Source organism: Streptomyces sp. NPDC047049, assembly GCF_040643995.1.
Classification (GTDB): domain Bacteria; phylum Actinomycetota; class Actinomycetes; order Streptomycetales; family Streptomycetaceae; genus Streptomyces; species Streptomyces mooreae.
Window position 1 is genome coordinate 130587 of the sequence record NZ_JBEYVM010000016.1, and the last position, 23107, is coordinate 153693.

Below are 23107 nucleotides of genomic sequence, written 5' to 3' on the forward strand. Positions count from 1 at the left end.
GGGTGCGGCCCATTGTGGTCGCGTTCACTGCGGGGACGGAGCCGGTCACGCGTTCTCGACATCACCGGGCGATTTTTTTCGCTCTTGCAGAGGAGCCGGGTCTCGGCCGCGGAGCAACGGTGGAAGGGGATGCCTCACCGGCCGGCGGCTCGGCTGACCGGACTGTCCGGTCTCACGGTTACGATGATCTCCGCTGCGGCGCCATGTCAGGGGCATGCCGCCCCTTCGGCGTGCCACGTCAAGGCGGGCAGCGCGGAACGTACACACGGGGGATCAATGGCCGGCCATTCCGGATACCACGTCCAGCAGAGCGGCATGGACGGCGAGGCGAAGAAGCTCGACTCGGCGGGAGACGATACCGGCGACATCAAGGGCGCCATAGCCGACGCGGTCTGCTTCGACGACGACGTGCTCGGCGGCTCCGATTCCGGCCCGGCCTACCGGTCATTCTCCACCGCCTGGCAGCAGGAAGCGAAGACCCTGGAGAGCGCGCTCCACGAACTCGCCGACAAGGTCCGGGCATCCAAGGGCAACTACGACCAGGCCGATCACGAGGTCATCTCCCAGGTCGGCGGAGCGGCGGGCTCGGGGAACCCGTCATGGACGACCAGGCCGGCCCCCGTGACCGACCGGTCCCCCTTCGGCTGAGCCGGGGCCGCGACGGTCCGCCCGGTCCGCACCCTTCCGCCCGACGACACCGCACACGAAGGTCTTTTCATTCCCGATGGCTGAGCAGGGATCCACCACCGAGCGCCGCGCCGCGCTGGAGGCGTGCTACAAGCAGCTCCTCGACTGCGACGACAAGAACGAGATGATCAACCTGATCAACTCCGCCCTCGCGGTCCCGGCCCCGGTCGGCTCCGCCGGCACGCTGGAGCTGCTGGGCAAGCGCTACCGCACCCAGTCCAAGAACGCCGACGAGGTCGCCCACAAGGTCAACCAGGTGGCGACATCCGGCCTGCCGGAGGTCTGGGTGGGCAAGGCGAGTGTGGGGGCGACCGAGGTCGTCCAGGCCGCCGCCCGGGCGGCCGCGCAGATGGCCGAGGCCCTGCAGAAGGGCGGCAATGCCCTGCTGACCCTGAGCGACGCGGTCGGGGACGCCCAGAAACTGGACGAGACCGGCCGGGGCCAGCTGCAGGAGGCGTTGTCCATCCTCGGTTCCGAGGACGGATTCTTCGACAGCATGGTGGACACCGACGAGGAGGAGGACGCGATCTGGCGGGCCGGCACGGTGGCCACCGCCGGTGTCGAGAAGATGCGCTCCGCGGCCCGGTCCGTCGACGACGCGGCCCGAGCGGCCGCCCGCGACCTCAACAAGTTCGCCTCCGAGGCGCGGTCGGGCAAGATGCACACCAGCGGCCTCTCCGCCGCCGACAAGCTCGTTCTCGCCGACACCGCGGGCGTCTACGGGCCGGCGGAGATGAACGAACTGCTCAGCGCGAACGACCTGGAGCGCTCGGGCCGGTACATGGAGAAGATGAACGCCAAGGACCGCGCCGAGTTCGACAAGATGCTCGCCCAGTCCAAGTCACCGCAGGAGCGCGCCTACTTGGTGAAGGCGCTGGCCGCGGGCTACGACCTGGACGCCGTGTCGGACTTCCGGGAGAAGATCCACGGCAAGGACCCGGGATGGCTCCAGCGGCACCTCACACCGGTGTCGACCGCCGGCGACAGCATGAACGACGAGGGCCGTGCCAAGGACGGCAGGAACAACAACACCGACGACCAGGCCTTCGGCGACGAACGGTGGTCGCAGGACGGGAACACCTGCGTGCCGTCCTCCACGGTGAGCGCCCGGGCCATGGTCGACCCCGTCTACGCCCTGGAGCTGACCGGCGGCCCCTCCGGGCAGGAGGACGACCCCGACGCCTTCCGCGACCGTTTGGGCGCCGAACAGCAGCGGGTGCACGACGAGGGCGACGGGGACTACGACTACGACTTCCCGTTCTCCCGGCACCCGGACGGGATGGACAGCGACGGCAAGACCACCGTGGTCAACAAGGAGATCAGCCCGCACACCGGTGCGTCGTACGACTACCAGGAGACCAGGAGCGCCGATGCCCGGCGCGATGTGCTGCCCGACATCGAGAAGTCCGTGGCCGACGGCAAGCCGGTACCGATCGGCGTCGAGGGGTACAAGGACGGCGACCGCACCGGCCACGCGATGATGATCATCGGCCAGGAGGGCGACAAGCTCCAGGTCTACAACCCCTGGGGCACCACCACCTGGGTCAGTGAGGACGACTTCGTCAACGGCCACATGGACAAGGCCTCCGACAACCGCATGCCCGACGCCTACGCCGTCCACCTGCCCGCCGACTGAAGCGACCCATGATGCGCACACACCTCCCGAACGCCGCCCCGCGCCGGGTACTCGTACCGGCCCTCACCACGCTCACCGCCCTCGCCGCGCTCACCGGATGCGGTCTCTTCGGCCCCGCCACCTATGACCGGGACGAGACCGCCATCGAGGCCGACCCCGGCGAGGAGTTCACCCTGTCCGTGCCCTCCAACGCCTCCCTCGGCGAACGCTGGTACGTGGCCGAGCCGAAGCCCGCCGCCGGTGTGGTGCGTGCGGCAGGCGAGGACCAGGAGAACTCGGGGAGCGACGCGGACGGGGCGGACGGCGGCAGTCAGCTCTTCCGCTTCAAGGCCGTCGGGCGGGGCAGCACCAAGATCCGGCTGATCCACTGCCCCGTGCACGCCTGCATCGACAAGGGCGAGGACTCGGCCACGGCGTCCCCGCCGCCCTCACCGCCCCCCGGCTCCACGGTCGCACCGGCCCCCGTCCGGCCGACTTACCACACCTACACCGTCACCGTGAAGTGACCGACCGCGAGACAGGTATGCATCCCACCCCTCCCCCAGGCAAGACCGACGACGAACTCGCCACGCTCGATGTCACGGCGCTGCTGCGCTACGGCATCGGATTCGGCGGCTCGCACCGCACCGCGCTCTTCGGGGACGGTGCGGTGGGCGCCGCCGTCGTACTCGACCGGCAGGGGGTCCTTCCGCGTGCGGTCGCCTTCCTCGCCCAAGTCGTCCGCACCGGCGGGACCGGCTACGCAGCGGCGCTCCCCGAGCCGGTGCCGGGCGACGCCGCAGCGCAACTGGTGCGTGGCTGGCTGCAGTCGGCCGCTTCCGTGGTGCGTACCGTGGAGGGCGACCAGGACGTCGCCCGGTGGCTGGAGTCCGTCGCCGCCCTCATGGCGCTCCGGCTCACGTACCGGGCCAGGACCGCGGGGCCCGGCACCGGCTGAGCCGGCCACGGCCGCCTACCTTTCGGACTCCGCCGCGGCGACGGGCCGCGCGGGCACTCGGCCCCGTGGCGCGGCTTCCGGGGCCGGGGACGGCGCCCGCCCCCGCAACCGCGACACCGCGACGCCGGACAGGCACAGGAGGCCGCCGCAGAGCGTCAGCAGGCCGGGGACCTCGCCGAGGAACAGCCACGACAGGAAGACGACGAGCACCGGCACCGCGTAGGTCGTGGTGCCCATCTTCCCGACGGTCGTCCGCGACACCGCATAGGCCCATGTGGTGAACGCAAGGGCCGTCGGGAAGACGCCCAGGTACACGATCTGCAGCGTGGCCGCCGCGGGAGCCCGGCCCACCTGCGACACCAACTGCCCGGCGAACGGCAGGCAGGCCACCGCTCCGGAGAGCGCACCGAACGTCGTCACCTGCATCGGTGTGGCGTGCCGCAGCGTCGGCTTCTGCAGCACCACACCCACCGCGTTCGCCAGCGCCGCGCACAAGCACAGCAGTACGCCGATGAGAGACGACTGTCCTCCGCCGGACAGGGACAGTCCGACCACCACGGCCCCGGTGAACGACACCGCCATGCCCGCCATCAGTTTGCGCGGGAAGCCCTCCTTGAGCAGCCACCCGCCCAACAGCGCCATCAGGATCGGCCCGACGTTGATGATCAAGGCAGCCGTTCCGGCATCCACCCGCTGCTCGCCCGCGTTCAACGCCACCATGTACGCGCCGAACCACAGGACTCCCGAGCTGACGATGCCGGGCCAGGCATCGCGCGGCGGGAATCCACCGCCCCGGACCAGCAGGAGGGCGCTCAGCACGACGGACGCCACCAGCAGTCTGCCCAGGGCCAGGGCCCCCGGCCCGAAGTACGCGGCGGAGTTGCGGATCACGATGAACGCCGAGGCCCACAGCAGCACGGTGACCAGGGCCGCGGCGACCGCGCGCCCGTCCGGCCCGCCCGCGGAGCCGGCCCCGCCGTCCGCTGCCGTTGTTCCCGTCTGCCGGCTCACGAGGGTGTCCTTCCGGGGTCGCTTTGTGCGAGGCGCGGCGAGAGGGGCCGTTCGCTCGGTTTCGGGTGGCATCGGATTCCTTCGGGTGGCATCGGCTTCTTCTTACGGCGCAGCATTCCGACCGCGATTCCGACGACGACAAGAGCTGCGGCGCAGAATGTCACCGGGGGTCATGGGCTCACCCTGGAATAACCAGGCGGATGCCAGGCCGAATACCGGGACGAGCAACGAGAAAGGGGCAACGGCCGGCGCGTTTTAAATCCGCCCGAGGCAACGGCCGTGCCGACGACCTGCACCCGCCGGGCGCGCTCCTTCAACAACGCGGCGGCGAACAGCACGGTGAACACCGCCTGGCCCTGGAGGACCAGGGAGGGCGGTTCTGGGGGCAGTCCCGCATGTTCGCACCCCATCCGGCAGCGACTGCCACCGCCAATGCGACGTGTACGGGCTTCATGCCAATTGCTCCTGGGGACGCGCTTCTTCGGGGTGTCCCATCACAACAGCCGACGTACGAAAGGGCCAGCGAAGGTTTCTGAAGGTGGGGTATTAGCATCGCTTCATGTTCGACCTCAATCGTCTGCGTGCGCTGCGTGCCGTGGCCACCCACGGCTCGGTGACGCGTGCCGCGGCCGCGCTGGGCTACACGCCGTCCGCCGTCTCCCAGCAGATCGCCAAGCTGGAGCGCGAGACCGGCTCCGCACTGCTCGACCGGCAGGGCGGCAAGGTCGGACTCACCCCCGCGGCCTGGCTGCTCGCGGAGGCGACCGACGAGGTCACCGCCGTGCTGGAGCGGACCCGTTCGCGGCTGGAGGAACAGCGTGACCAGCCCACCGGGCAGTTGGTGCTCGCCACGTTCCCCACTGCCTGCCGGGGTTTCGTCGCCGCCTCGCTCGCCGACCTCGCCGGGCGCCACCGCGCCCTGGACTGCCGGCTGGTGGAGTGCGACCCCCACCTCGCCATCAGCCTTGTCGTACGGGGTGAGGCGGATGTCGCCGTCGTGCACGACTGGCACAACACCCCGCTGACACTTCCCGCCTCGCTGTCCGTCACCGAACTCGGTGAGGACATCGCCGACATGATCCTTCCCGCCGGGCACCCGCTCGCCGACCGGGACCTGGTGACCCCGTACGACCTGCGAGGGGAGCGCTGGATCGGACACGGCCCCGGTGCCATGTGCCATGAGTGGCTGGTGCGTTCCTTCTCCGATCTCGGCATCGAACCGGACCTCGCCTACAAGGTCCAGGAGTTCGAGTCCCAAATAGCCTTACTGGCGGCGGGGTTGGGCGTCGCCATGCTGCCCCGGCTCGGCCGCGGCACCCTGCCGTCCACCGTCCGTGTCGTCCCGATGGATCCCGCGCCCTCCCGCCGGCTGTCGGCCGTCTGGCGCTCCCAGGCCGACCGCAGACCTGCTGTGCACGCCGCCTTGGCGGCCCTGCGCGGGCGGCGGCCGGGCACGGATGCCAGCCCTGCGCGGGCCTGTTGATCTCACGTCCGCGGTCCTCACGGACGGCGGTGTGCTGCGTCGTCGGCGCGGCCACCGGCACCCAGGAGACCGGTCGCCTCGAAGGGGGTGCGGGCAGCCAGCCGGGGAAGCTCCCGCCGGGCGAGCCGGGTGACGACTGCGGGCAGGGCGGCACGTACCGCCTGTGCCGCACGGAGCCAGGCCGGTACGTAGACGGCGGCGGCACGGCGTTCCACGGCGGTGACCAGCCGGGCGGCGACCCACCCGGCCGGATAGACCCTTCTCGCGGGCGGGGGCATGTGGGCGCGGAGTTCACGCAGTACGGGGTGCCGGTCCGCGTCCCGGATCATGTCGGTGTCGGTCCAGTTCAGATAGGCGATTCCGACGCCCACGCGCTGAGGGGCGAGTTCGGCACGCAGCGAGTGCGCGAGGGATTCCACCCCGGCCTTGGAAGCGCAGTAGGCGCTCATCAGGGGAGCGGCTCCGATGGAGGCCGTCGAGGCGATCTGCAGGAGGTATCCGTGTGTGGCGAGCAGGTCCGGCAGGAAGGAGCGCGCGGTGATCGCACTGCCGGTCAGATTGACCTCGATCACCCGGCGCCAGGTTGCCGGATCGGACTCGGCGAAGGGCCCGCCTTCGGCGATCCCGGCGTTCGCCACGACGACGGACGCCGGCCCCAGGCGGTCGCGGACCTCCTGCGCCACCTGTCGCATGGCGTCATCGTCGGTGACATCGACCGCCCAGCAGCCCGATGCTGCCGGAAGGGACGAGGCCACTTTGCGCAGGGCCGCTTCCTCCCGCCCCAGCAGTGCCACCCGGGCCCCTCGCCGGGCCAGCTCGCGGGCGATTTCCTTCCCCAGGCCGCGTGCGGCTCCGGTCACCACCGCGGTGCGTCCGTGCAGCGCGTGCGGACGCCGCGCGCCGGCCATCGGACGCGGTCGCGGTGAGCGCGCTGGGCGCGGCGGGAAGGGCATCGAGAGCTCCCCACTCCTGACGACAAGCGGTCTGGCTCCTTTCGTTTCACGGTAGGCGCGCCGGGGCGAGGGCGCGCGGCGCGCGGCGGGCCGTCATGGGTGCCGGCCGCCGTCGTCCGTCCGGCGGACCGCTTTTCGGTACCTTGCACGAACGGGTGGCACGTTGTGCGTACGCGTGCCAACCTTCTGTAATCAGTCGGCGGCTGCCGTGGCCGTCGCCGGCGTCACAGCGACTGTCATCCCAGTCGCCGGGTGCACAGTCGCCGCCTGCAGATCCGCTGTCTGCACCGTCGCTGTCGTCACGGGGGGCCGAACAGCGTGAAGGAACGTCCGTTGGGGATACAGGGCATCGAGGCCCTGTACGAGGAGTGCCGCAGCCGGCTGCAGGACGGCAGAACCGCTGCCGGCGGGCGCGGGCTTCCCACCGTCGTCCTCGTCGGACCGCGGGGCAGCGGCAAGACCGCCACTCTGAACTGGCTCGGCTACCTCGGATCACGGCGCCCGCATGCGTACTTCGACTTCGGCTCCGCCACGCCCCGCAGGCCCCATGAGGTCGCCGGCCGTCTGGCGTACGGGCTGTCGCACCGCTTTCCCCGGCAGACCCCCCTGGTCTTCCCGCGGCTGACGCTGGGGCTGGCCGTGGTGGCCCCCGAGCTGTCGCTGGACGCGACGGATCCCGAGCGGGCCAAGAAGCAGTTGCGCCAGGCGCTGCGCGGGCCCCAGGAGCCCAACGCCGCAGGCGACCGGGTCGCCGCGGTGGCCGGGCTGCTGCAGGACCTCAACCTGGTCCGGATCCCCGGCGTCAGCCTGCTGGCCAGCCTCATCCGGCAGCCGCCCAGCATGCCGCTGCGGGTGACCCGGCACACCGGATTCGCCTGGTACGCCGGTCCGCTGGCCGCCCTGGACGCGCTCGTCGAACTCAACCAGCTGAGCAAGAGCGAGGAACCGGCGGACCGGGCCGCGGTGGACCGGCGGCTGTGCGAGGCGTTCCTGGCCGATCTGCGCGGCGAGTACGCGCGCCGCCGGCGCGACCGCAACTGCGTCGTCCTGCTGGACAACATCGATGCTCCCGGCGGACGCGAATTCCTGGACCTGCTCATGGAGCTCCGGGACGCCGGCGGGCAACCGGATCCGCTCCTGGCCGTGGCCGCGGCGTCGAACGTCGGCCGGGTGCCGGCGATGTTCGCGACCGGCCCTGCGGGGGTACGGATCCGCACCCCCGAGCAGGCCTGCTACGCCGACTGGGAAGCGGCCGTCCCGGACCCGCCGCCGGACCGCTCCTGGCGCTGGTACTGCGTCCAGCTGCGCGGCCTGACCGCCGGCGAGACCGCCCAGCTCGGCACGAACATCGCCGCGCGGCTGCCGGAGGCACCGCTGCTCGCCCACCGGTTGACCGACGGCCATCCGTGGAGCGTCCGTCAGCTGCTCACCGCCTCGGCACGGCTCGTGGGCCGCGAGGACCCGGAGAGGCTGCTGCGCGCGGTGCTCTCCGGCACCGCGCCGTCCGCGGAAAGCGGCGACGAGGGGCCGCGGCTGGAAGAGGAGGCGCGGCAGTACCTGCTGCGCGATCTGACCGACGACCAGCACCGTGCACTCGTCGAGTGCTGTGCCGCCCGCGAGTTCGACGCCGCCTGCGACGCGGGACTCCTCGACCGCTTCCAGTTGCACACCCGCGATTCGCTGGCCCGGGTGGTCGCGACCAGACTATGGCTGACCGACCCGGTCCCCCAGGATGCCGAGGCCCGAGGTGGCCGGGGCAGCGGATATCTGGAAGGCATCCATCCGCACCCGTTGCGCGGCAGCTCCGTCCTGCATCCGTGGCTGCGCCTGCTGCTGTTGCAGGAGCTGGCCGCCCGCCCGGACCGCTGGATCGCCGTCCACGGACAGCTGCGCACCTGGCACGCCGACCACGGCCACCCGCTGGAAGTGCTGTACCACTCCCTCGCGCTGCACGAGGTGGATGACGTCGTCGAGCATCTCGCCCGGCGTCTGGTCGAACTCTCCGACACGGACGTCTGGTTGTACGAGCTGTACACGATCACCGCCGCACCACTTCGGGAACCGGTGCGGCCGGAACAGCCCGCCACGCTGCGTCTGGAGCAGCTGGCCGCCGACCTCGCGCCCCGCTCGTTCGCCGCGCACACGCCCCTGACCCTGCTGGTGGTCGGGCTGTGGCTGGCGTCCGACCCCCGCAACCGGCTGCCCGGTACGAATCCCGAGCTCAACCGGACCGTCAACGCGATGCTCCAGGACCTTGCCATGCGCTCCGTCCCCCGCCGGATCGGGCTCATGCACGAGGCCGCGAAGTACGTGTGAGCACCCTGCAGCACCCCTCCCCTAGGAGCCGGCACCATGCATCTGCCCCCGCAACCCGCCGACGCACTCCCCCCGTGGTGGAAGGGGTGGCGAGGAATCGCCGCCCTCGTACTCGCGCTGGCGCTGATAGCCGGCGGGCTCTGGTTCCTGTGGCCGGTGAAGGAGGACACCAGCTGCGCGGCGGACCAGCCGGGGCTGCACTGGGACGGCACCGGCCCGCAGCGGGAGTGCGTCGGCATCACGGACGAGAAGGCCTTCGCTTTCGACCCCGGTCTCAAGGGGATCACCGACCGGATCGCCCAGGAGAACCGACGCGTCCGCGCCCAGTGGGAGCATCCCGCCTCCGGAAAGAGCCGGCTGCCCTACGTCAGGGTCGGCGTCCTGATGCCGATGACGGAGAGCGACACCAGCGCGCTGCCCCTCGCGGAGATCCGCACCAGCCTGGAGGGCGCCTTCATCGCGCAGTGCCGGGCGAACGCCTGCCCCGATCTGTCCACGACCAGCTCCACCGGCATCCAGGGCAAGACACCACTGATCCAGCTCGTGCTGGCCCATGAGGGACGTAACGAGACGCACTGGAAGCCGGTCGTACGGCAGTTGGCCGGCCTGGTCGGCGACGAGCATCCGCTGGTCGCCGTCACCGGCATGGGCGTCAGCATCCCGGAGACCCAGGCAGCGGCCACCGAACTCAGCCGGCTGAAGATCCCCGCGATCGGTGCGGTGCTGACGGCCACCGACCTCAACTCACCCCGCCTGTTCAAGGTGTCGCCCTCCAACGTCGACTACGCCAAGGCGCTCCGCCGGTATCTGGACCACTCTCCGCTGGCGGGGCACCGCGGCTACCTCGTCTTCGACAGCCGGGACGACAACTACGTCAAGACCATGCGCAAGGCGTTCGACGACGAGTTCAGCGACTACATCGGCCGGCGACGTGCCTCCTTCGTCGGCACGACCGGCCACAACCCCGCGGGCATCCCCCGGCTCTTCTACAACGCCGTCAACAACATCTGTCTGACCAAGGCGCAAGTGATCTTCTACGCCGGCCGGGACCGCGATCTCGCCGACCTCATCCGTGCCCTGTCCACCCGCAGCCAGTGCGGTCACGACGCGCCGATCACGGTGATGACCGGGGCCACCGGGGCGTTCGCGCAGGGGCAGCAGGTACGGAGCCTGCTCAGGGACAACAAGATCACCATCCTGAACGTCTCGGCGACGAGTCCGGCCCAGTGGATCCGTGGCGTCCATGCCCCGTCCGGTTTCAAGCCGTTCCACCAAGCCCTGCGGGACCTGCGGTTCCCCGACTCGGTGATGGACGACGGATACGCGATCATGCACCACGACGCCGTGCTGACCGCGATCTGGGCCACCCGCAATGTCACCGGCCAGACCGGCAAGGAAGCGCCCGACGTGCAGGACGTGTACAACGAGATCACCAATCTGCATGACGCGAGCACCGTTCCCGCGGCCGGCGGGGAGCTCAGCTTCGACGACGCCTCCGACGGCTGGCCGCACAACAAACCGGTACCGGTGATCCGGCTGCCCGAACCCCTCAAGGATCCCGGCCCGCCCTATCTGGTGCCGTGACCCGGTCCTGAGCAGGTCAGCGCCGGCGTACTCCGCGGCCTCTTCCGGGTCGTCCCGTTCCACGGCGGCCCGTTGACGTACCAGCGCGGCGATGGCGTCACTCTTGGGCCCCCTGGCCGAGCGGGTGATGCTCTGACCCCGTAGGCAATGCCTTGGACCGGCCGCTCAGTACGGCAAAAAACTTGTCGCGGCCAGGCCTTTTGCGTGGATCGCGGACCTGCCTATGTTCCCTCCGGGGGGAGCGTCGCACCCCGACCATCGCACACCGGATACCGGATACCGGATACCGGATACCGCGGACCGGCCATACCCGCCACCTCAGCATCCCTCCAGGAGGACCGCGCCTTGCACAGCAACACCACCGTGAACTCCACGCAGGCCACCGGCCCCGCACACACAGCGAACTCCACACCAGCCGTGAAATCCGCACACACCACGAGTTCCACTCAGCCCATAAACTCCACACAGGCCATAAACTCCACCGACTCCGCGGATTTCCCCTACCAGTTCGCCCGCAGCCGCCGCTTCTCTCTCGGAGTGCCGCGGCATTTCACGCTCTCCCCCGACGGCAGCCGGGTGCTCTTCGTCCGTACGGTCTCGGGCACCGATCCCGTCGGCCGACTGTGGCAGTACGAGGGCGGGACGGAACGGCTGCTGGCGGATCCGGCGCTCCTGGTCGGAGCCGGCAGCGGGGCGGTCCCCGAGGAGGAGCGGCTGCGCCGGGAGCGCGCCCGTGAGCGGTCCGTGGGCGTGGTGTCCTACGCGACCGACAGCGCCGCCCGTCTCGTGGCGTTCGCGCTGTCCGGAGCGCTGTGGGCGGTGCGCACCGACGGTGGCGCACCGTTCTCCGTCCCGGCGGCAGGCCCGGTGGTCGACCCGCGCCCCTCCCCCGACGGGCGGCACATCGCCTATGTGAGCCGCCGCTGTTTCCACGTCGTCGATCTGAGCGGTACCGACCACCGGCTGGCCGCCGCGGAAGGCCCGGACGTCTCCTACGGACTCGCCGAATACGTGGCCGCCGAGTCCATGCACCGGATGCGCGGCTACTGGTGGGCGCCGGACAGCCGGCACGTCCTGGTGGCCAGGGCCGACACCGGCCCCGTGGAGCGGCGTTACATCGGCGATCCGGCTGATCCGACGAAGCCGCCGCGGGCGATTCCGTATCCGGCGGCCGGTACGCCCAATGCCGAGGTCACCCTGCAGATCCTCTCCCTGGCGGGGCAACGGGTCGACGTGGAGTGGGACCGCACGGCGTACGAGTACCTCGTGGACGCCGGCTGGGACGCACACGGTCCGTACCTCGCCGTCCAGAGCCGCGACCAGCGGGTCGTGCGCACGCTGTCGGTCGATCCGGCGACCGGGGCCACCGCAGTGCTGCATGAGCGGACCGATCCGGCATGGGTGGAACTCGTTGCCGGCACCCCGGCCCGTACGGCATCGGGTGCCCTGGTGCTCCCCGAGGACGACGGCGACACCCGGTATCTGACCGTCGGCGGCCGCCGGGTCACCCCGGAGGGCCTGCAGTTGTGCGCGGTCCTCGGGGTCGAGGGCGAGCGGGTGCTGTTCACGGGGAGCGAGGACCCGTTGGAGACCCATGTGTGGCGCCATGACCCTGGCCACGGCTGCCGCCGGCTGAGCCGCGGCCCCGGCCGGTACACCGGTGTGGCGCGTGGTGGCACGGTCGTCCTTTCGGGAGTGACGCCGCGGGGCAACGAAGTCGGTGTGCTGCGGGGGACGGGGAGAGGGGCGGCCGCAGGGACGGCGTCGGGACCGGAGTCGGGACCGGAGTCGGACACGGGGACGGGTACGGGGGCGGACTCAGGGACTGGGACGGGGATACACGACGACGCGTCCTCGCCCTGTCCGGAGGTCATCGCCTCGCTCGCCGAGGAGCCCTTGGTCACCCCGCGCCCCCGCCATCTCCTCCTCGGCGAACGGCAGTTGCGTGGCGCGCTCTTCCTGCCGTCGTGGCACGAGGAGGGCGCCGGGAAGCTGCCGGTGCTCCTCGACCCGTACGGGGGCCCGGGCGGGCAGCAAGTGGGACGGGACCGCGAGTGGCCCAGCTGCGTTTCGCAGTGGTTCGCCGAGCAGGGGTTCGCGGTGCTGGTGGTCGACGGGCGCGGGACACCGAACCGCGGCCCGGCCTGGGAGAAGGCCGTCCTCGGCGACCAGCTCACGCCCGCGCTGGAGGACCAGGTGGACGCGCTGCGGGCGGCCGGGGCGCGCTTCGACGACCTGGACCTGACACGGGTGGCGATCCGCGGCTGGTCGTTCGGCGGGTTCCTCGCCGCGGCCGCGGTGCTGCATCACCCCGAGGTCTTCCACGCGGCGGTGGCCGGCGCCCCGCCCACCGACCAGCGCCTGTACGACACCCACTGGAAGGAACGGTACCTGGGCGACCCGGAGGAACACCCGGAGAACTATGTGCGCTCCTCGCTGGCCGGCCACGGCCATCTGTTGCGCCGCCGCCTCCTGCTGATTCACGGGCTCGCGGACGACAATGTGGCCGCCGCGCACACCCTGCGCTTCTCGGCGGAACTGCTCGCGGCGGGCAAACCGCACAGTGTGCTCCCGCTCCCCGGCGCCACCCATCTGCCGGCCGACGACACGGTCAACGCACGGCTGCTGCTCTTCCAGCGGGACTTCTTGCTGGACGCGCTGGCGGCGGGCGTGGACGCGGGCTGAGGGGGCCCTTGCGAGCTCGGCTCCGTGGTCGCTCGGCCGGCGGGGTTCGGCTCGGCGGCTCCCCCAGGTACGGGACCTTCGGGCCTCCCCTGGCCCTCGTCCGGCCTCCGTCTCCCCCCTCGGCACCGCGCTTTCGCAAAGGGAGCGTCCCGCATTGAACACGCCGGGCGGCCCCTCCGTATGGACCTGGTGCAACGTCCATGGAGCACGGAGTACCACGCGCACCACAGGCACCACCATGAACCGGAGGCACACGATGGCTCGACAGGCAGCGTCGCAGCAGACGGAGACCGAAGCGATGACCGCGACGGAGGAGACCGGGCAGGCGACGGCAGGTCGCGGGGCGGCGCGGCGAACCGTCGTCGCGGCGGTCGGCGCGGCCGGGCTGACGGCGGCGCTCGCGGCCTGCGGAGGCGGCATGGAGGACGCGGGGAGCGGCGATTCCAAGGCCGAGGGCGGCGGTCAGGCCGGCAGCTCGGGGGCGAGCGGTGGTGACGCCGCCGGTGGGGGCGGCGGCACCATCCTCGCCAAGACATCAGAGATCCCCAAGGGCGGCGGCAAGATCTTCAAAGCCGACAAGGTCGTCGTCACTCAGCCCCAGGACGGCGACATCAAGGCGTTCTCCGCGATCTGCACCCACGCGGGCTGCGTCGTCGGCGAGGTCTCCGGCGGCACCATCAACTGCATGTGCCACGGCAGCAAGTTCGACATCACCGACGGCAGCGTGAAGAAGGGCCCCGCCACCAAGGGGCTGGCACCGGCCAAGGTGAACGTCAAGGGCGGCTCGGTCGCACTCGGCTGACGGCGCGGCCGTGCCACCCGCCCGCCGGGGCTGTAGCCCGGCGGGCGGGTGGCACGAGGATTGTCGTCCCCTGTTCAAGGAGGCATCTCCAACCCCTCGCTTGGCTGGTTGGACTCCAACGAGGAGTGCCCGGGGCAGCGATCGCAGAGGTGTGCGAGGCTGACGTGATGCCGTTCTCCTCTGCCCCCGCGGAGCCGATAACGCCCGACCCCGTGCGCGAGTTTCCGGACACGCTGCTCACGCAGTCCTGGCTCGACCTGGCGTTCCTCCACTGGGCCGCCGATCCTGCGGACGTGGCGCCGCTGCTGCCGACAGGGACCGTGCCGGACACCCACGACGGGCTCACCTACATCGGCCTGGTGGCGTTCCGGATGCATCGGGTGGGCTGGTTCAGGATGCCGGGTATCCCCTACCTCGGCACCTTCCCTGAGACCAACGTGCGGCTCTATTCGGTGGACCGGCACGGCCGACGCGGCGTGGTGTTCCTCTCGTTGGAAGCCTCGCGGCTGCTGCCGGTGGCCGTCGCCCGCAGCGTCTTCCGGCTGCCCTACGTATGGGCCAGGATGGCGATCCACCGCGACGCGGACACCATCAGCTACACCAGCAGCCGACGCTGGCCGGGACCGCGCGGGGCGCGCTGCCGGATCGCGGTACGCATCGGCGAGCGGATCGAGGAGCCGACCGCCCTCGAACACTTCCTGACCGCCCGCTGGGGCATGCACAACGCCTTCTTCGGCCGGCCGGTGTATCTGCCCAATACCCACCCACGCTGGCCACTGCACCGGGCCGAACTCCTGCACTGCGAGGACGATTTGGTGACCGCCGCCGGGCTGCCGTCGCCGGCCGGCCCGCCGGTGAGCGTGCTGTACTCCCCCGGAGTGCCGGTCCGCTTCGGCCGCCCTGCCCGCCCGGGCGGCCTGCCCACCCCCTGAGCCCACGGAGGCAGGTCACACCAGGCTGCGGCTTGTGAACAATGGCACTCCGACGCCGGACCCAGCCCGTACCGCAGACGCGAGACCTTCCCTCTGGGGCCCACCTGGAACCTTCCACGAGAGGGACGCGCCTCACCTCTTTGGGAATCCGGTAGTCCGCCCGCCCTGGCTGCGGCATCGTCGTCTCCCGGCGCCCCTCCCGGGCGCGCTCGGGTGAACGCGAAGCAATCGGAGGGGCGCCATGAGTGAGCGGGAGACATGGACGACGGAGGAGTTCGGTGCCTCGCACGAGGGCGCGGTCGGTGTCCTCCTGGCCGACGGCACCGTTCCGGGCCCGGTCTTCTTCCCCATGAACTCCGGTGGAGGCGGGCCGTCGGTCTCGCAGTGGAGTGTCTACGACGGCCACTTCGCGTACGTACCGCGGGCGGTAGCGCTGCGCGCGGTGTGTTCCTGCGGCTGGACCGGCACGGAGCACCGGCTGGACTGGGACGAGATCGGCGAACAGGAGCTGGCCGAGGCGGGCGCGTCCACAGCGGACGTGTGCCTGCAGGACTGGGATGAGCACACCGTTGAAGTGGAGAAATCGGCTATTTCTCTGCCGGATACGGTCACCGGTCTGCTGACCCGGCTGGAGGAGGAGATCGAGAAACTGGCGAAGTCCTCACCGCTGGCGGCCGTCCGGGCAGCCCGTCGGCTGGAGGTGACCGCTGTACGGGTCGGGTACTGGCCGGCCCACGATGCCCGGCAGGACGCGACCACCGAGCAGGCCGCCGCCGCCCTCGGCCTCAACGAGGACGGGGCGCGGAAGCTGATGGCACGTTTTGGCCGGTGGAGCCCCTACTTCTGAGCGGAGGGTTGGTCGCCTGGCCGCTTGGGCGCTTGGGCACCTGGGCGCTTAGGTATTTGGCGCTCGAAGTCCTTCGGGGTTGATCATGCGGTGAGTCGGGCGGAGGATTCTTCCTGCCGATCGAGTGTGTGCTGGTCGAGCCTAGCCAGCAGATCGTCCAGGTCGGAGGTGGTAAACCTCCACTGGAATGGCTGTGCCGTGGCGTCGTAGCGGTCTTCGAATGCTCGGAGCCGGCCCCGGACCTCGCTGAGGTCCGTGAAGTCGTTGGGCGAGACAACCTTGCGCTGGATGACAGAGAAGAAGATCTCGACCTGGTTCGTCCAGGAGGCGTGCACGGGGTGTGGACCATGACAGCGTTCGGAAACGCCCTGGTCAGGCGATTTACGGCCTTCTTCCCTCGGTGGGAGGAGCCGTTGTCGACGATCCAGAAGACGTGTCTGGCACTGGCGTAGGGCTCGGTGGTCATGACCTGGGTGGCCAGATTCACAAAGGGCCTGATGCCCGTTCTGGGTTCGCAGCGGCCAAAGACACGGGCGCGATGGACGTCGTAGGCGGCCAGGTAGGCCAGCGCGCCGCCGCGGTCGTATTCGTGGTTGACGCGCATCGCCCGGGCCTGCCCTGGTGCCAGTGTCGGGTGGCAGCGGCAACGCGCCTGGATGGAAGTCTTCTCGTCCGCGGAGATCACGTACTCGTCCTCGCCCAGCGGACGCCATCGAAGGTGCGGGCGTACAGATCCAGCACCGTGCGGCCTTGGGCCGGAAGGCGGGGTCGCGCACGGAGATCCAGGACTGGTACTGCCAGGGCTTGAGCGCGTCCTGTTTGAGCCAGCGCCGCACGGTGGAATCGGAGATCGCCCCGGCGATGGACTGGGCGACCACCTCCCGGGCCAGCTCCGGACACGACCAGCGCGACAGCGGCGCGCCGGTCCCGGCGGGTAACTGACAGGCCAGCGCCTTGACCTCGGCAACCTGCAGCGCGGTGAACGAGACCGGCCTGCCCGACCGCTTGCGGTCGGGCAGGGCAGGCAGTCCTCCAGCGGCGAAGCGGCCCCGCCAGGTGCGCACCGTGTCCACGTGCAGCCGCGTCTGCACGGCTATTCGGGCATTGGGACGCCCTCGGGCCGCCAATAGCACGATGGTTGCCCGTTGCCGGGCCTGACGCGGGGTCTTGTGGCCGTAAGCCATCTTCTTCAGCCGATGGCGCTCGGAGGCGGTCAGTACGACGAGCACGGCGGAGGCGAGGGGCACAGGAGGAAAGCGACCGATCCTTCGGGGCAACGGGGAAGGGGTCGGCACCAGGCCGCACCCGTCTCTATATCCTGCGACGTCATGGCAACGCCCCCGAGCTGCCGGGGAAAGCCGTTGGGCTGCCCGACTTGCTTCAGGCATGATCGACTCGTGGACACCTACCTGGAGACCGAGCGCCTGGCCCTGCGCCGCTTCACTGCAGATGATGCGGACCTGCTGATCGAGCTGGACAGCGACCCGGCCGTGATGCGCTACCTGACCGGCGGCAATCCGACCGCGCCGGAGGTGGTCCGCGAGTGCTACCTGCCGAGAATTCTCGCCGGCTACGAGAAGTGGGGCGGCGACCTCGGACTATTCGCCGCGTACGAGAAGGACGGTGGCGCGTTCATCGGCTGGTTCCACCTGCGGCCCGAGCCGGAGGGCCCGTTGGACGAGGCCGAACTCGGCTACCGGCTGCGGCAGGCGGCTTGGGGCAAGGGTTATGCCACCGAGGGCTCCCGGGCCTTGCTGGGCAAGGCGTTCACGGAGCTCGGTGTACGCATGGTCTGGGCTGCGACGATGTCCGTGAACCAGGGTTCGCGCAACATCATGGAGAAGCTCGAAATGACGCTCGCGGACACCATCCCCACTCCCTCCGACATGGAGATGATCGAGGGCTCCGAGCATGGAGGCGTACGGTACGAGATCACCAAGGAGCAGTGGAAGCAGCAGTAGCCACGGCGCGAACGGCCGTCCTGCATCCACGCCCACCGGAACCGGTAGGTGGACGGCAGGAGCGGTACCAGGCTGAACCCGGGGCCTGCCACGGACTGTTGATCACCCCCAACGACACCCCTTACTGGGCGGTCAGCGACTGGGCCGGTAGCAGTAGCGGGGGCGCTGACACGGCGGGCCTACCTTGTCAGCAGCCTCGCTCTGCAACCGAGAATCCCGGACTGGTCTCGCCACAAGTCTGCTCCGAGGTCAACCCCCGAAGTATTTCGAGCGTTGACCACTTAGGTGCTCAGGTGTTTGGCCGCCTGGATGCTTGATCGCGGCGGTTCCGGGATCGGCCGGGCGCCACCGGCGCTCGCCCGGAACGGACCCGGACACTCCCGGACGAATTCCGGCCATCGGGCGGCGGAAACGCCCCACATTACCCCGGGTGCGGTAGGAAAGGTACCGGTCCGTGGAACTCGTCCGTTACCTGCCCTCCCGCGCCGGCTCCTGAAAGTTCATCCGGACCACGGGGGTCTCCTGGAATCCAGAGATGTTCCAGGAAGTCACGGGAATTGACGGCAGGTGCACGGAAATTCAAGCGACGGAAGTTCAAGCGCTCACTGCTCGTTTCACGTGTTCACGTTTCAGATGTTCACGGCACATTCCAGTGCTGACGGGGGACATTCCAGCGTTCTCGAAACGGAGACCATGATGCGAAGACATATCCGTGCCGCGGTGGCAGTTGTCACGGCCGCATTCCTCACGCCCCTGCTGACGGCGAGTCCGGCTCCGGCCGCGTCCGCAGCGTCGGCCCGGCCCGCCGACGGCGCCGCCAGGTCAGCGGCCTGCCGGCCCGCCCTCCAGGTCCTGGCCTCCCTGCCCGGTTCAGGAGGCAGCCAGGTCAAGGGACTCGGGCCGAAGGCCCTGGCGGTGGGGGCATCGCGCGGCCTGCCGGTGTACTGGACCGGTACCCGGGTCCACCGCGTACCGCTGCCCGCCGGATTCACCAGCGGTGAGGTCGCGGCCGTCAACGCGCAGGGGCTGATGGTCGGAACCGTGAACGGGCCGGGCCGTAACGCCGCCTTCAGCTTCCGCTCCGGAGCCCGCACGGTGACCCTGCTGCCCGAAGGGACCCACGCGGCGGACGTCAACGACCGGGGTCTGATCGTCGGCGGCGCGGTCAAGAATGGCGCCCTCATCGGCCTCGAATGGGAGGGCGCCCGGATCCACCGCCGGCTCACACCGCCGGCCGGGTACGCGCTCAGATCGGTGACCGCCATCAACAACGCCGGGCAGATCGCCGGTTCGGGCGAGGCATTCAAGGACGAGGAGTCGTGGTCGGCGGGCCTCTTCTGGCCCGCCCGGCGCGACGCCGCGGCCGTACCGCTCCAGCGGTACTGGCCCTCGGGAGTCCCCTACGACTACTGGTACCCCCGCGACATCGACCGCGCCGGCCGGATCGTGGGCACCCACGACGTCACACGACTGGACACCCGGGCCCCCACCCAGTGGCTTCCGCCGTACGCGACCGAGAACGAACCGGGGCTGCTCGGGGAGCGCACCAGTGGCACCTTCGAGGCCATCAGCCCCACGACCAATGTGAGCGTGGGCACCGCTATGGACAGCCACATAGTCGGTCCGTTCCCGCCGGAGACGGCTCCCCCGGAACAGGCCCAGATATGGCCGGGCACCGGCCCCCTGCTGGCGCTGCCCCGGCTCTCCCCGGAGGGTGCCTCCCAGGCGTACGCCGTCAGCGACGACCAGCGCGTCGGCGGTTCCGCGGCCGACGCCGCGTCGACTTCCCGTGCCGTCGTCTGGACGTGTGCCCTGCGCCAGGCGTACCGGCCCTGAGATCCCGGTGTCGGTCATGACGCCATGGGGCCGGCTCCGGCTTCGGCTCTGACGCTCCGGTGCCAGTTGTGGCCTTCCCTGCCGTGCGCCCCGGGCCCGTTACAGCTGGTCCGCAGGCCAGCAGGTCAACGGGCCAGCGGGCCAGCGGGCCAGCGGGCCAGCGGGCCAGCGGGCCAGCGGGCCAGCGGGTCAACGACCATCCCGCAGTCGTCGCCATATGGCCAGCACGTCATCGGTGGTGGTGACGGTGGCGACCAGAGCGAGGGTGTTGCGGACCATCGCGGTGGTGTAGTCGGCGGGCACCCCCGCGATGGCGTCCGCGGGCACCACGGCCGTGTAGCCAAGATTGACCGCATCGAACACGGCATTGGGGATCGCCACATTCGCCGACACCCCGGTGACGACGAGCGTCCGGCATCCGAAGTTACGCAGTAACGCATCCACTTCGGTGCCGGCGACCGGCGAAAGGCCGTGCAGTCTGCGCACCACCAGATCGTCCTCCGAGACGGGGATCGGGTCGGCGATGCGTACCGCGGTGGATCCGGTGAGCTGCTGGACGGGCAGCCGCTCGGCCGCCCGGAAGAGGCGGGCGTTGTGGCTGGCACCGCGGCCGTCGGGACGTCGTTCGGCCACGGCGTGCAGCACCTGGACGCCGGTGTCGTGGGCGGCCGCCACCAGCCGGGCCACCCGCGCCAGCGCTCCCGATTCACGGGCCGCGTCCGCCAGTTCGGGCAGCGCGCCGTCCGGGCCGACCACGCCACGCTGGCACTCCACGGTGAGCAGCACCGTCGAGGCCGGGTCCAGTTGCTCGATGAGCCGTGCAGCGCCCGAAGACATCGCGTTCCCCTCTGATCGCATTTCCCTCTGACGGACGTGACTCCCTGCCGGCCTGGCGGCGAGCCCGGCCCCTCACTCACCCGGGCCGGGCCGGGCGAGGTACCGGGCATTGCGCACGTCAGGAAGAGCCCGCATGCTTCCTGACACAGTTACTGACGCCTCGTCAGGTTTCAATGAGGCAGGTGCCAGGCAAGCGGAACAGCCAGTTCAGTGCCGCCCCGGGAGGGGGGCACACGACGGAGGGCGATGAAGCATGGCCGACACACAGCGGCGCGGGCGCCGGATCATGATGACGCGGGGCGAGCTCGACGCCTTCCTCGCGGCGCAGCGCACCTGCCGGGTGGCGACGGTCGGTGGCGACGGCGCGCCGCACGTCGGAGCGCTCTGGTTCGTCTGGGACGGTACGGCGCTGTGGCTGTATTCGATCACCCGGAGCAAACGGTGGGCACAACTGCGCAGGGACCCGCGGCTCGCTGTGGTCGTCGACGACGGGCACGAGTACGGCGAACTGCGTGGGGCCGAGCTGACGGGCCGAGCGGACTTCGTCGGCGAAGCGCCGCGCACCGGCGAGCCGTGCCCCGGGCTCGACACCCCGGAACGGCTCTTCGCCAGGAAGTACTTCGGGATGTCCGCGATGCCGCACGACGGCCGCCATGCATGGCTGCGCCTGACACCGGAGTCGGTCGCGTCGTGGGACTTCCGCAAGATCCCGGAGTGAGCCGGTGAGGGCGGGAGTGGGGCAGTACCGAGGTGGGGCAGTACGGAGGTGGGCGGTACGGGGCGGTGGTGCGGGGCGGTGGTGCGGGGCGGCGTGGGGCCGATCACCGGGTACGGAGGGAATCGGCCCCGGGATCTGATCGCGTTGTCAGTGGTCTCTGCGAGAGTGGTAGGGGTCAGCCCGCTTCGGTACCGGCAGGTGCGGGAGCGGGACGGTCCGGCCGCGACGGGCCGGGTGCCGACGAGGACGAAGGAGATCCGGTGAACGTGCTTTTCCCCGCGCTGCGCGACGCTTCGCCCACACCCGCGCTGCGCTTCGGTGACCGCGCCCTCAGCTATCGGCAATTGGCGTCGGTGGCGGGCAAGGTCGCCGAGCGGATCGCCGGCGAGACCCGTATCGCCGTATGGGCGACGCCGACGCTGGAGACCTCGGTCGGTGTGGTAGGCGCGCTGCTCGCCGGAGTGGCCGTGGTGCCGCTGAATCCGAAGGTCGGCGAATACGAGCTGACGCATATCGTGACGGACAGCGCGCCGTCGCTGGTCCTCGCCGAGCCTGGCGCCGATCTGCCGGGCCCGCTCGCCGCGCTGCCCCGTGTCGACATCGAGACAGCCGAGCCGCCGGAGGACGCCGAACCGGGCCCGCTGCCGAACGAACCGGGCGACGAGGCACCGGCCCTGATCGTCTACACCTCCGGGACGACCGGCCCGCCCAAGGGCGTGGTCCTCCCCCGGCGCGCCATTGCGCACACCCTCGATGCCCTGGAGGACGCCTGGCAGTGGACCGCCGACGACGTTCTCGTCCACGCCCTGCCGCTCTTCCATGTCCACGGCCTGATTCTCGGCATCCTCGGACCGCTGCGCCGCGGTGGCTGCGTCCACCACCTGGGGCGTTTCAGCACCGACGCGGTGGCCCGTGAGCTCTCCGCGGACGCCACCATGCTGTTCGGCGTGCCGACGATGTATCACCGCCTGGCCGCCGAGGCCGGCCGCGACCCCGCACTCGCCAAGGCGCTCTCCCGTGCCCGGCTGCTGGTCTCCGGCTCGGCCGCACTGCCGCTGACCGATCATGAGCGGATCGCGGCGGCCTCCGGCCGACGGGTGATCGAGCGCTACGGCATGACGGAAACGCTCATGAACACCAGTGTGCGGGCGGACGGCCCCGATGCCACGGGCACGGTGGGCGTGCCGCTGCCGGGGGTGTATGTCCGGCTCGTCGACGACGCGGGCCGGGCCATCGACGAGAACGACGACGAATCGGTGGGCGAGATCCAGGTCCGTGGCCCGAACCTCTTTGTCGAATACCTCAATCGCCCCGATGCCACCGCCGCCGCGTTCGACGGAGGATGGTTCCGCACCGGCGACATGGCCATCCGGGACCGCGCGGGCAACTACCGCATCGTGGGCCGCAAGGCCACCGACCTGATCAAAAGCGGCGGCTACAAAATCGGCGCGGGCGAGATCGAGAATGCGCTGCTGGCACACCCCGGGGTCGCCGAGGCCGCCGTCACCGGCGCGCCGGACGAAGACCTCGGCGAGCGGATCGTCGCCTGGGTCGTGGCGGAGACCGGGCCGGACGCGGGCCCGGCGCCCTCGGGCCAGGAGCTCGCCGATCATGTCGCCCGCCAGCTCGCGCCGCACAAGCGCCCACGCACCGTGCACTTCCTGGACGCCCTGCCGCGCAACGACATGGGCAAGATCCTGAAGCGTGAGCTCCGTGCGTAACGGCGGACGGGACGGGGCCGGGGCCGGAGACGGACGCCGCGGCGCGGACGACGACCGGGGCACGAGGAGCGCGGGCGCGGATGCGGCCGCGGGCCACGCGGCCGCGGACGACAGCCGGACTCCGGCCACCGCCACTCCAAGCACTCCCACCGCTCCCACGA

Annotated in this window: 20 protein-coding genes and 1 pseudogene; 16 read left to right on the forward strand and 5 right to left on the reverse strand. The window is 70.7% G+C overall.

Annotated elements, in window-relative coordinates; genetic code table 11:
* Positions 1-276 precede the first annotated feature (276 nt).
* From ABZ851_RS28230 to ABZ851_RS28245, 4 genes are all read left to right on the forward strand, one after another.
* Positions 277-648, forward strand: coding sequence for a type VII secretion target (locus ABZ851_RS28230; protein ID WP_361133115.1), 372 nt, complete (start codon positions 277-279; stop codon positions 646-648).
* A 76-nt stretch (positions 649-724) separates the two neighbouring features.
* On the forward strand, positions 725-2323 hold the full coding sequence (locus ABZ851_RS28235; protein ID WP_361133118.1) for a peptidoglycan-binding protein: 1599 nt from the start codon (positions 725-727) through the stop codon (positions 2321-2323).
* 8 nt (positions 2324-2331) lie between these two features.
* Positions 2332-2829 carry a protease inhibitor I42 family protein gene (locus ABZ851_RS28240; RefSeq protein ID WP_361133121.1) on the forward strand — a complete coding sequence of 166 codons (498 nt, stop codon included), beginning with the start codon at positions 2332-2334 and terminating at the stop codon, positions 2827-2829.
* Positions 2826-3260, forward strand: a complete 435-nt coding sequence (locus ABZ851_RS28245) for a hypothetical protein (protein WP_361133124.1) — start codon at positions 2826-2828, stop codon at positions 3258-3260. Before ABZ851_RS28240 ends, ABZ851_RS28245 begins: the two co-directional genes overlap by 4 nt.
* Positions 3261-3275: 15 nt before the next feature.
* On the opposite strand, the gene ABZ851_RS28250 is transcribed toward ABZ851_RS28245, so the two are convergent.
* The gene (locus ABZ851_RS28250) at positions 3276-4271 is read right to left on the reverse strand and encodes a DMT family transporter (protein ID WP_361133127.1); all 996 of its coding nucleotides are present in this window, start codon (positions 4269-4271) and stop codon (positions 3276-3278) included.
* Between the two features lie 559 nt (positions 4272-4830).
* Here ABZ851_RS28250 and ABZ851_RS28255 point away from each other — a divergent pair.
* Positions 4831-5754, forward strand: a complete 924-nt coding sequence (locus ABZ851_RS28255; protein ID WP_361133130.1) for a LysR family transcriptional regulator — start codon at positions 4831-4833, stop codon at positions 5752-5754.
* A gap of 17 nt (positions 5755-5771) precedes the next feature.
* On the opposite strand, the gene ABZ851_RS28260 is transcribed toward ABZ851_RS28255, so the two are convergent.
* Positions 5772-6662 (reverse strand): SDR family oxidoreductase, encoded by an 891-nt coding sequence (locus ABZ851_RS28260; RefSeq protein WP_361133133.1) that lies wholly within the window; start codon positions 6660-6662, stop codon positions 5772-5774.
* A 378-nt stretch (positions 6663-7040) separates the two neighbouring features.
* Here ABZ851_RS28260 and ABZ851_RS28265 point away from each other — a divergent pair, with 378 nt between their 5' ends.
* The 6 genes from ABZ851_RS28265 to ABZ851_RS28290 all read left to right on the forward strand — a co-directional run bounded on the left by ABZ851_RS28265 (position 7041) and on the right by ABZ851_RS28290 (position 15873).
* The gene (locus ABZ851_RS28265) at positions 7041-9023 is read left to right on the forward strand and encodes a hypothetical protein (RefSeq protein ID WP_361133136.1); all 1983 of its coding nucleotides are present in this window, start codon (positions 7041-7043) and stop codon (positions 9021-9023) included.
* 36 nt (positions 9024-9059) lie between these two features.
* Positions 9060-10607, forward strand: coding sequence for an ABC transporter substrate-binding protein (locus ABZ851_RS28270; RefSeq protein WP_361133139.1), 1548 nt, complete (start codon positions 9060-9062; stop codon positions 10605-10607).
* A 453-nt stretch (positions 10608-11060) separates the two neighbouring features.
* Entirely contained in the window at positions 11061-13292 is a 2232-nt protein-coding gene (locus ABZ851_RS28275; protein WP_361133243.1) for a prolyl oligopeptidase family serine peptidase, read from the forward strand.
* Positions 13293-13590: 298 nt separating this feature from the next.
* On the forward strand, positions 13591-14094 hold the full coding sequence (locus ABZ851_RS28280; RefSeq protein WP_336054274.1) for a Rieske (2Fe-2S) protein: 504 nt from the start codon (positions 13591-13593) through the stop codon (positions 14092-14094).
* Positions 14095-14261: 167 nt separating this feature from the next.
* Entirely contained in the window at positions 14262-15026 is a 765-nt protein-coding gene (locus tag ABZ851_RS28285; protein WP_361133142.1) for a DUF2071 domain-containing protein, read from the forward strand.
* A gap of 241 nt (positions 15027-15267) precedes the next feature.
* Complete coding sequence (locus ABZ851_RS28290) at positions 15268-15873, forward strand: hypothetical protein (protein ID WP_361133145.1); 606 nt, start codon at positions 15268-15270, stop codon at positions 15871-15873.
* Positions 15874-15956: 83 nt separating this feature from the next.
* On the opposite strand, the gene ABZ851_RS28295 is transcribed toward ABZ851_RS28290, so the two are convergent.
* Positions 15957-16208: a hypothetical protein gene (locus tag ABZ851_RS28295; RefSeq protein WP_361133254.1), complete on the reverse strand. Its 252-nt coding sequence runs from the start codon at positions 16206-16208 to the stop codon at positions 15957-15959.
* Between the two features lie 415 nt (positions 16209-16623).
* On the opposite strand from ABZ851_RS28295, the gene ABZ851_RS28300 reads away from it, so the two are divergent.
* Entirely contained in the window at positions 16624-16815 is a 192-nt protein-coding gene (locus ABZ851_RS28300) for a hypothetical protein (RefSeq protein WP_361133257.1), read from the forward strand.
* Here ABZ851_RS28300 and ABZ851_RS28305 read toward each other — a convergent pair.
* A pseudogene (locus ABZ851_RS28305) lies at positions 16755-17261 on the reverse strand (helix-turn-helix domain-containing protein); the annotation flags it as partial. The gene ABZ851_RS28300 and the pseudogene ABZ851_RS28305 sit on opposite strands and share 61 nt — an antisense overlap.
* 9 nt (positions 17262-17270) lie before the next feature.
* Between ABZ851_RS28305 and ABZ851_RS28310 the strand changes: the two are divergent.
* Both ABZ851_RS28310 and ABZ851_RS28315 read left to right on the forward strand, forming a co-directional pair.
* Positions 17271-17834: a GNAT family N-acetyltransferase gene (locus tag ABZ851_RS28310; protein WP_361133148.1), complete on the forward strand. Its 564-nt coding sequence runs from the start codon at positions 17271-17273 to the stop codon at positions 17832-17834.
* A 720-nt stretch (positions 17835-18554) separates the two neighbouring features.
* On the forward strand, positions 18555-19670 hold the full coding sequence (locus ABZ851_RS28315; RefSeq protein ID WP_361133151.1) for a hypothetical protein: 1116 nt from the start codon (positions 18555-18557) through the stop codon (positions 19668-19670).
* 189 nt (positions 19671-19859) lie between these two features.
* Here ABZ851_RS28315 and ABZ851_RS28320 read toward each other — a convergent pair whose 3' ends face one another.
* Complete coding sequence (locus tag ABZ851_RS28320; protein WP_361133154.1) at positions 19860-20507, reverse strand: isochorismatase family protein; 648 nt, start codon at positions 20505-20507, stop codon at positions 19860-19862.
* A 253-nt stretch (positions 20508-20760) separates the two neighbouring features.
* Between ABZ851_RS28320 and ABZ851_RS28325 the strand changes: the two genes are divergently transcribed.
* Positions 20761-21225 carry a pyridoxamine 5'-phosphate oxidase family protein gene (locus tag ABZ851_RS28325; RefSeq protein WP_361133157.1) on the forward strand — a complete coding sequence of 155 codons (465 nt, stop codon included), beginning with the start codon at positions 20761-20763 and terminating at the stop codon, positions 21223-21225.
* 260 nt (positions 21226-21485) lie between these two features.
* Positions 21486-22946 carry an acyl-CoA synthetase gene (locus tag ABZ851_RS28330; protein WP_361133160.1) on the forward strand — a complete coding sequence of 487 codons (1461 nt, stop codon included), beginning with the start codon at positions 21486-21488 and terminating at the stop codon, positions 22944-22946.
* Positions 22947-23107 lie beyond the last annotated feature (161 nt).

Coding starts and splice junctions, on each gene's coding strand:
- ABZ851_RS28290 (WP_361133145.1), top strand. CDS start 15,268: ATGAGTGAGCGGGAGACATGGACGACGGAGGAGTTCGGTGCCTCGCAC.
- ABZ851_RS28285 (WP_361133142.1), top strand. CDS start 14,262: ATGCCGTTCTCCTCTGCCCCCGCGGAGCCGATAACGCCCGACCCCGTG.
- ABZ851_RS28235 (WP_361133118.1), top strand. CDS start 725: ATGGCTGAGCAGGGATCCACCACCGAGCGCCGCGCCGCGCTGGAGGCG.
- ABZ851_RS28270 (WP_361133139.1), top strand. CDS start 9,060: ATGCATCTGCCCCCGCAACCCGCCGACGCACTCCCCCCGTGGTGGAAG.
- ABZ851_RS28255 (WP_361133130.1), top strand. CDS start 4,831: ATGTTCGACCTCAATCGTCTGCGTGCGCTGCGTGCCGTGGCCACCCAC.
- ABZ851_RS28230 (WP_361133115.1), top strand. CDS start 277: ATGGCCGGCCATTCCGGATACCACGTCCAGCAGAGCGGCATGGACGGC.
- ABZ851_RS28280 (WP_336054274.1), top strand. CDS start 13,591: ATGACCGCGACGGAGGAGACCGGGCAGGCGACGGCAGGTCGCGGGGCG.
- ABZ851_RS28240 (WP_361133121.1), top strand. CDS start 2,332: ATGATGCGCACACACCTCCCGAACGCCGCCCCGCGCCGGGTACTCGTA.
- ABZ851_RS28325 (WP_361133157.1), top strand. CDS start 20,761: ATGGCCGACACACAGCGGCGCGGGCGCCGGATCATGATGACGCGGGGC.
- ABZ851_RS28260 (WP_361133133.1), bottom strand. CDS start 6,662: ATGGCCGGCGCGCGGCGTCCGCACGCGCTGCACGGACGCACCGCGGTG.
- ABZ851_RS28320 (WP_361133154.1), bottom strand. CDS start 20,507: ATGTCTTCGGGCGCTGCACGGCTCATCGAGCAACTGGACCCGGCCTCG.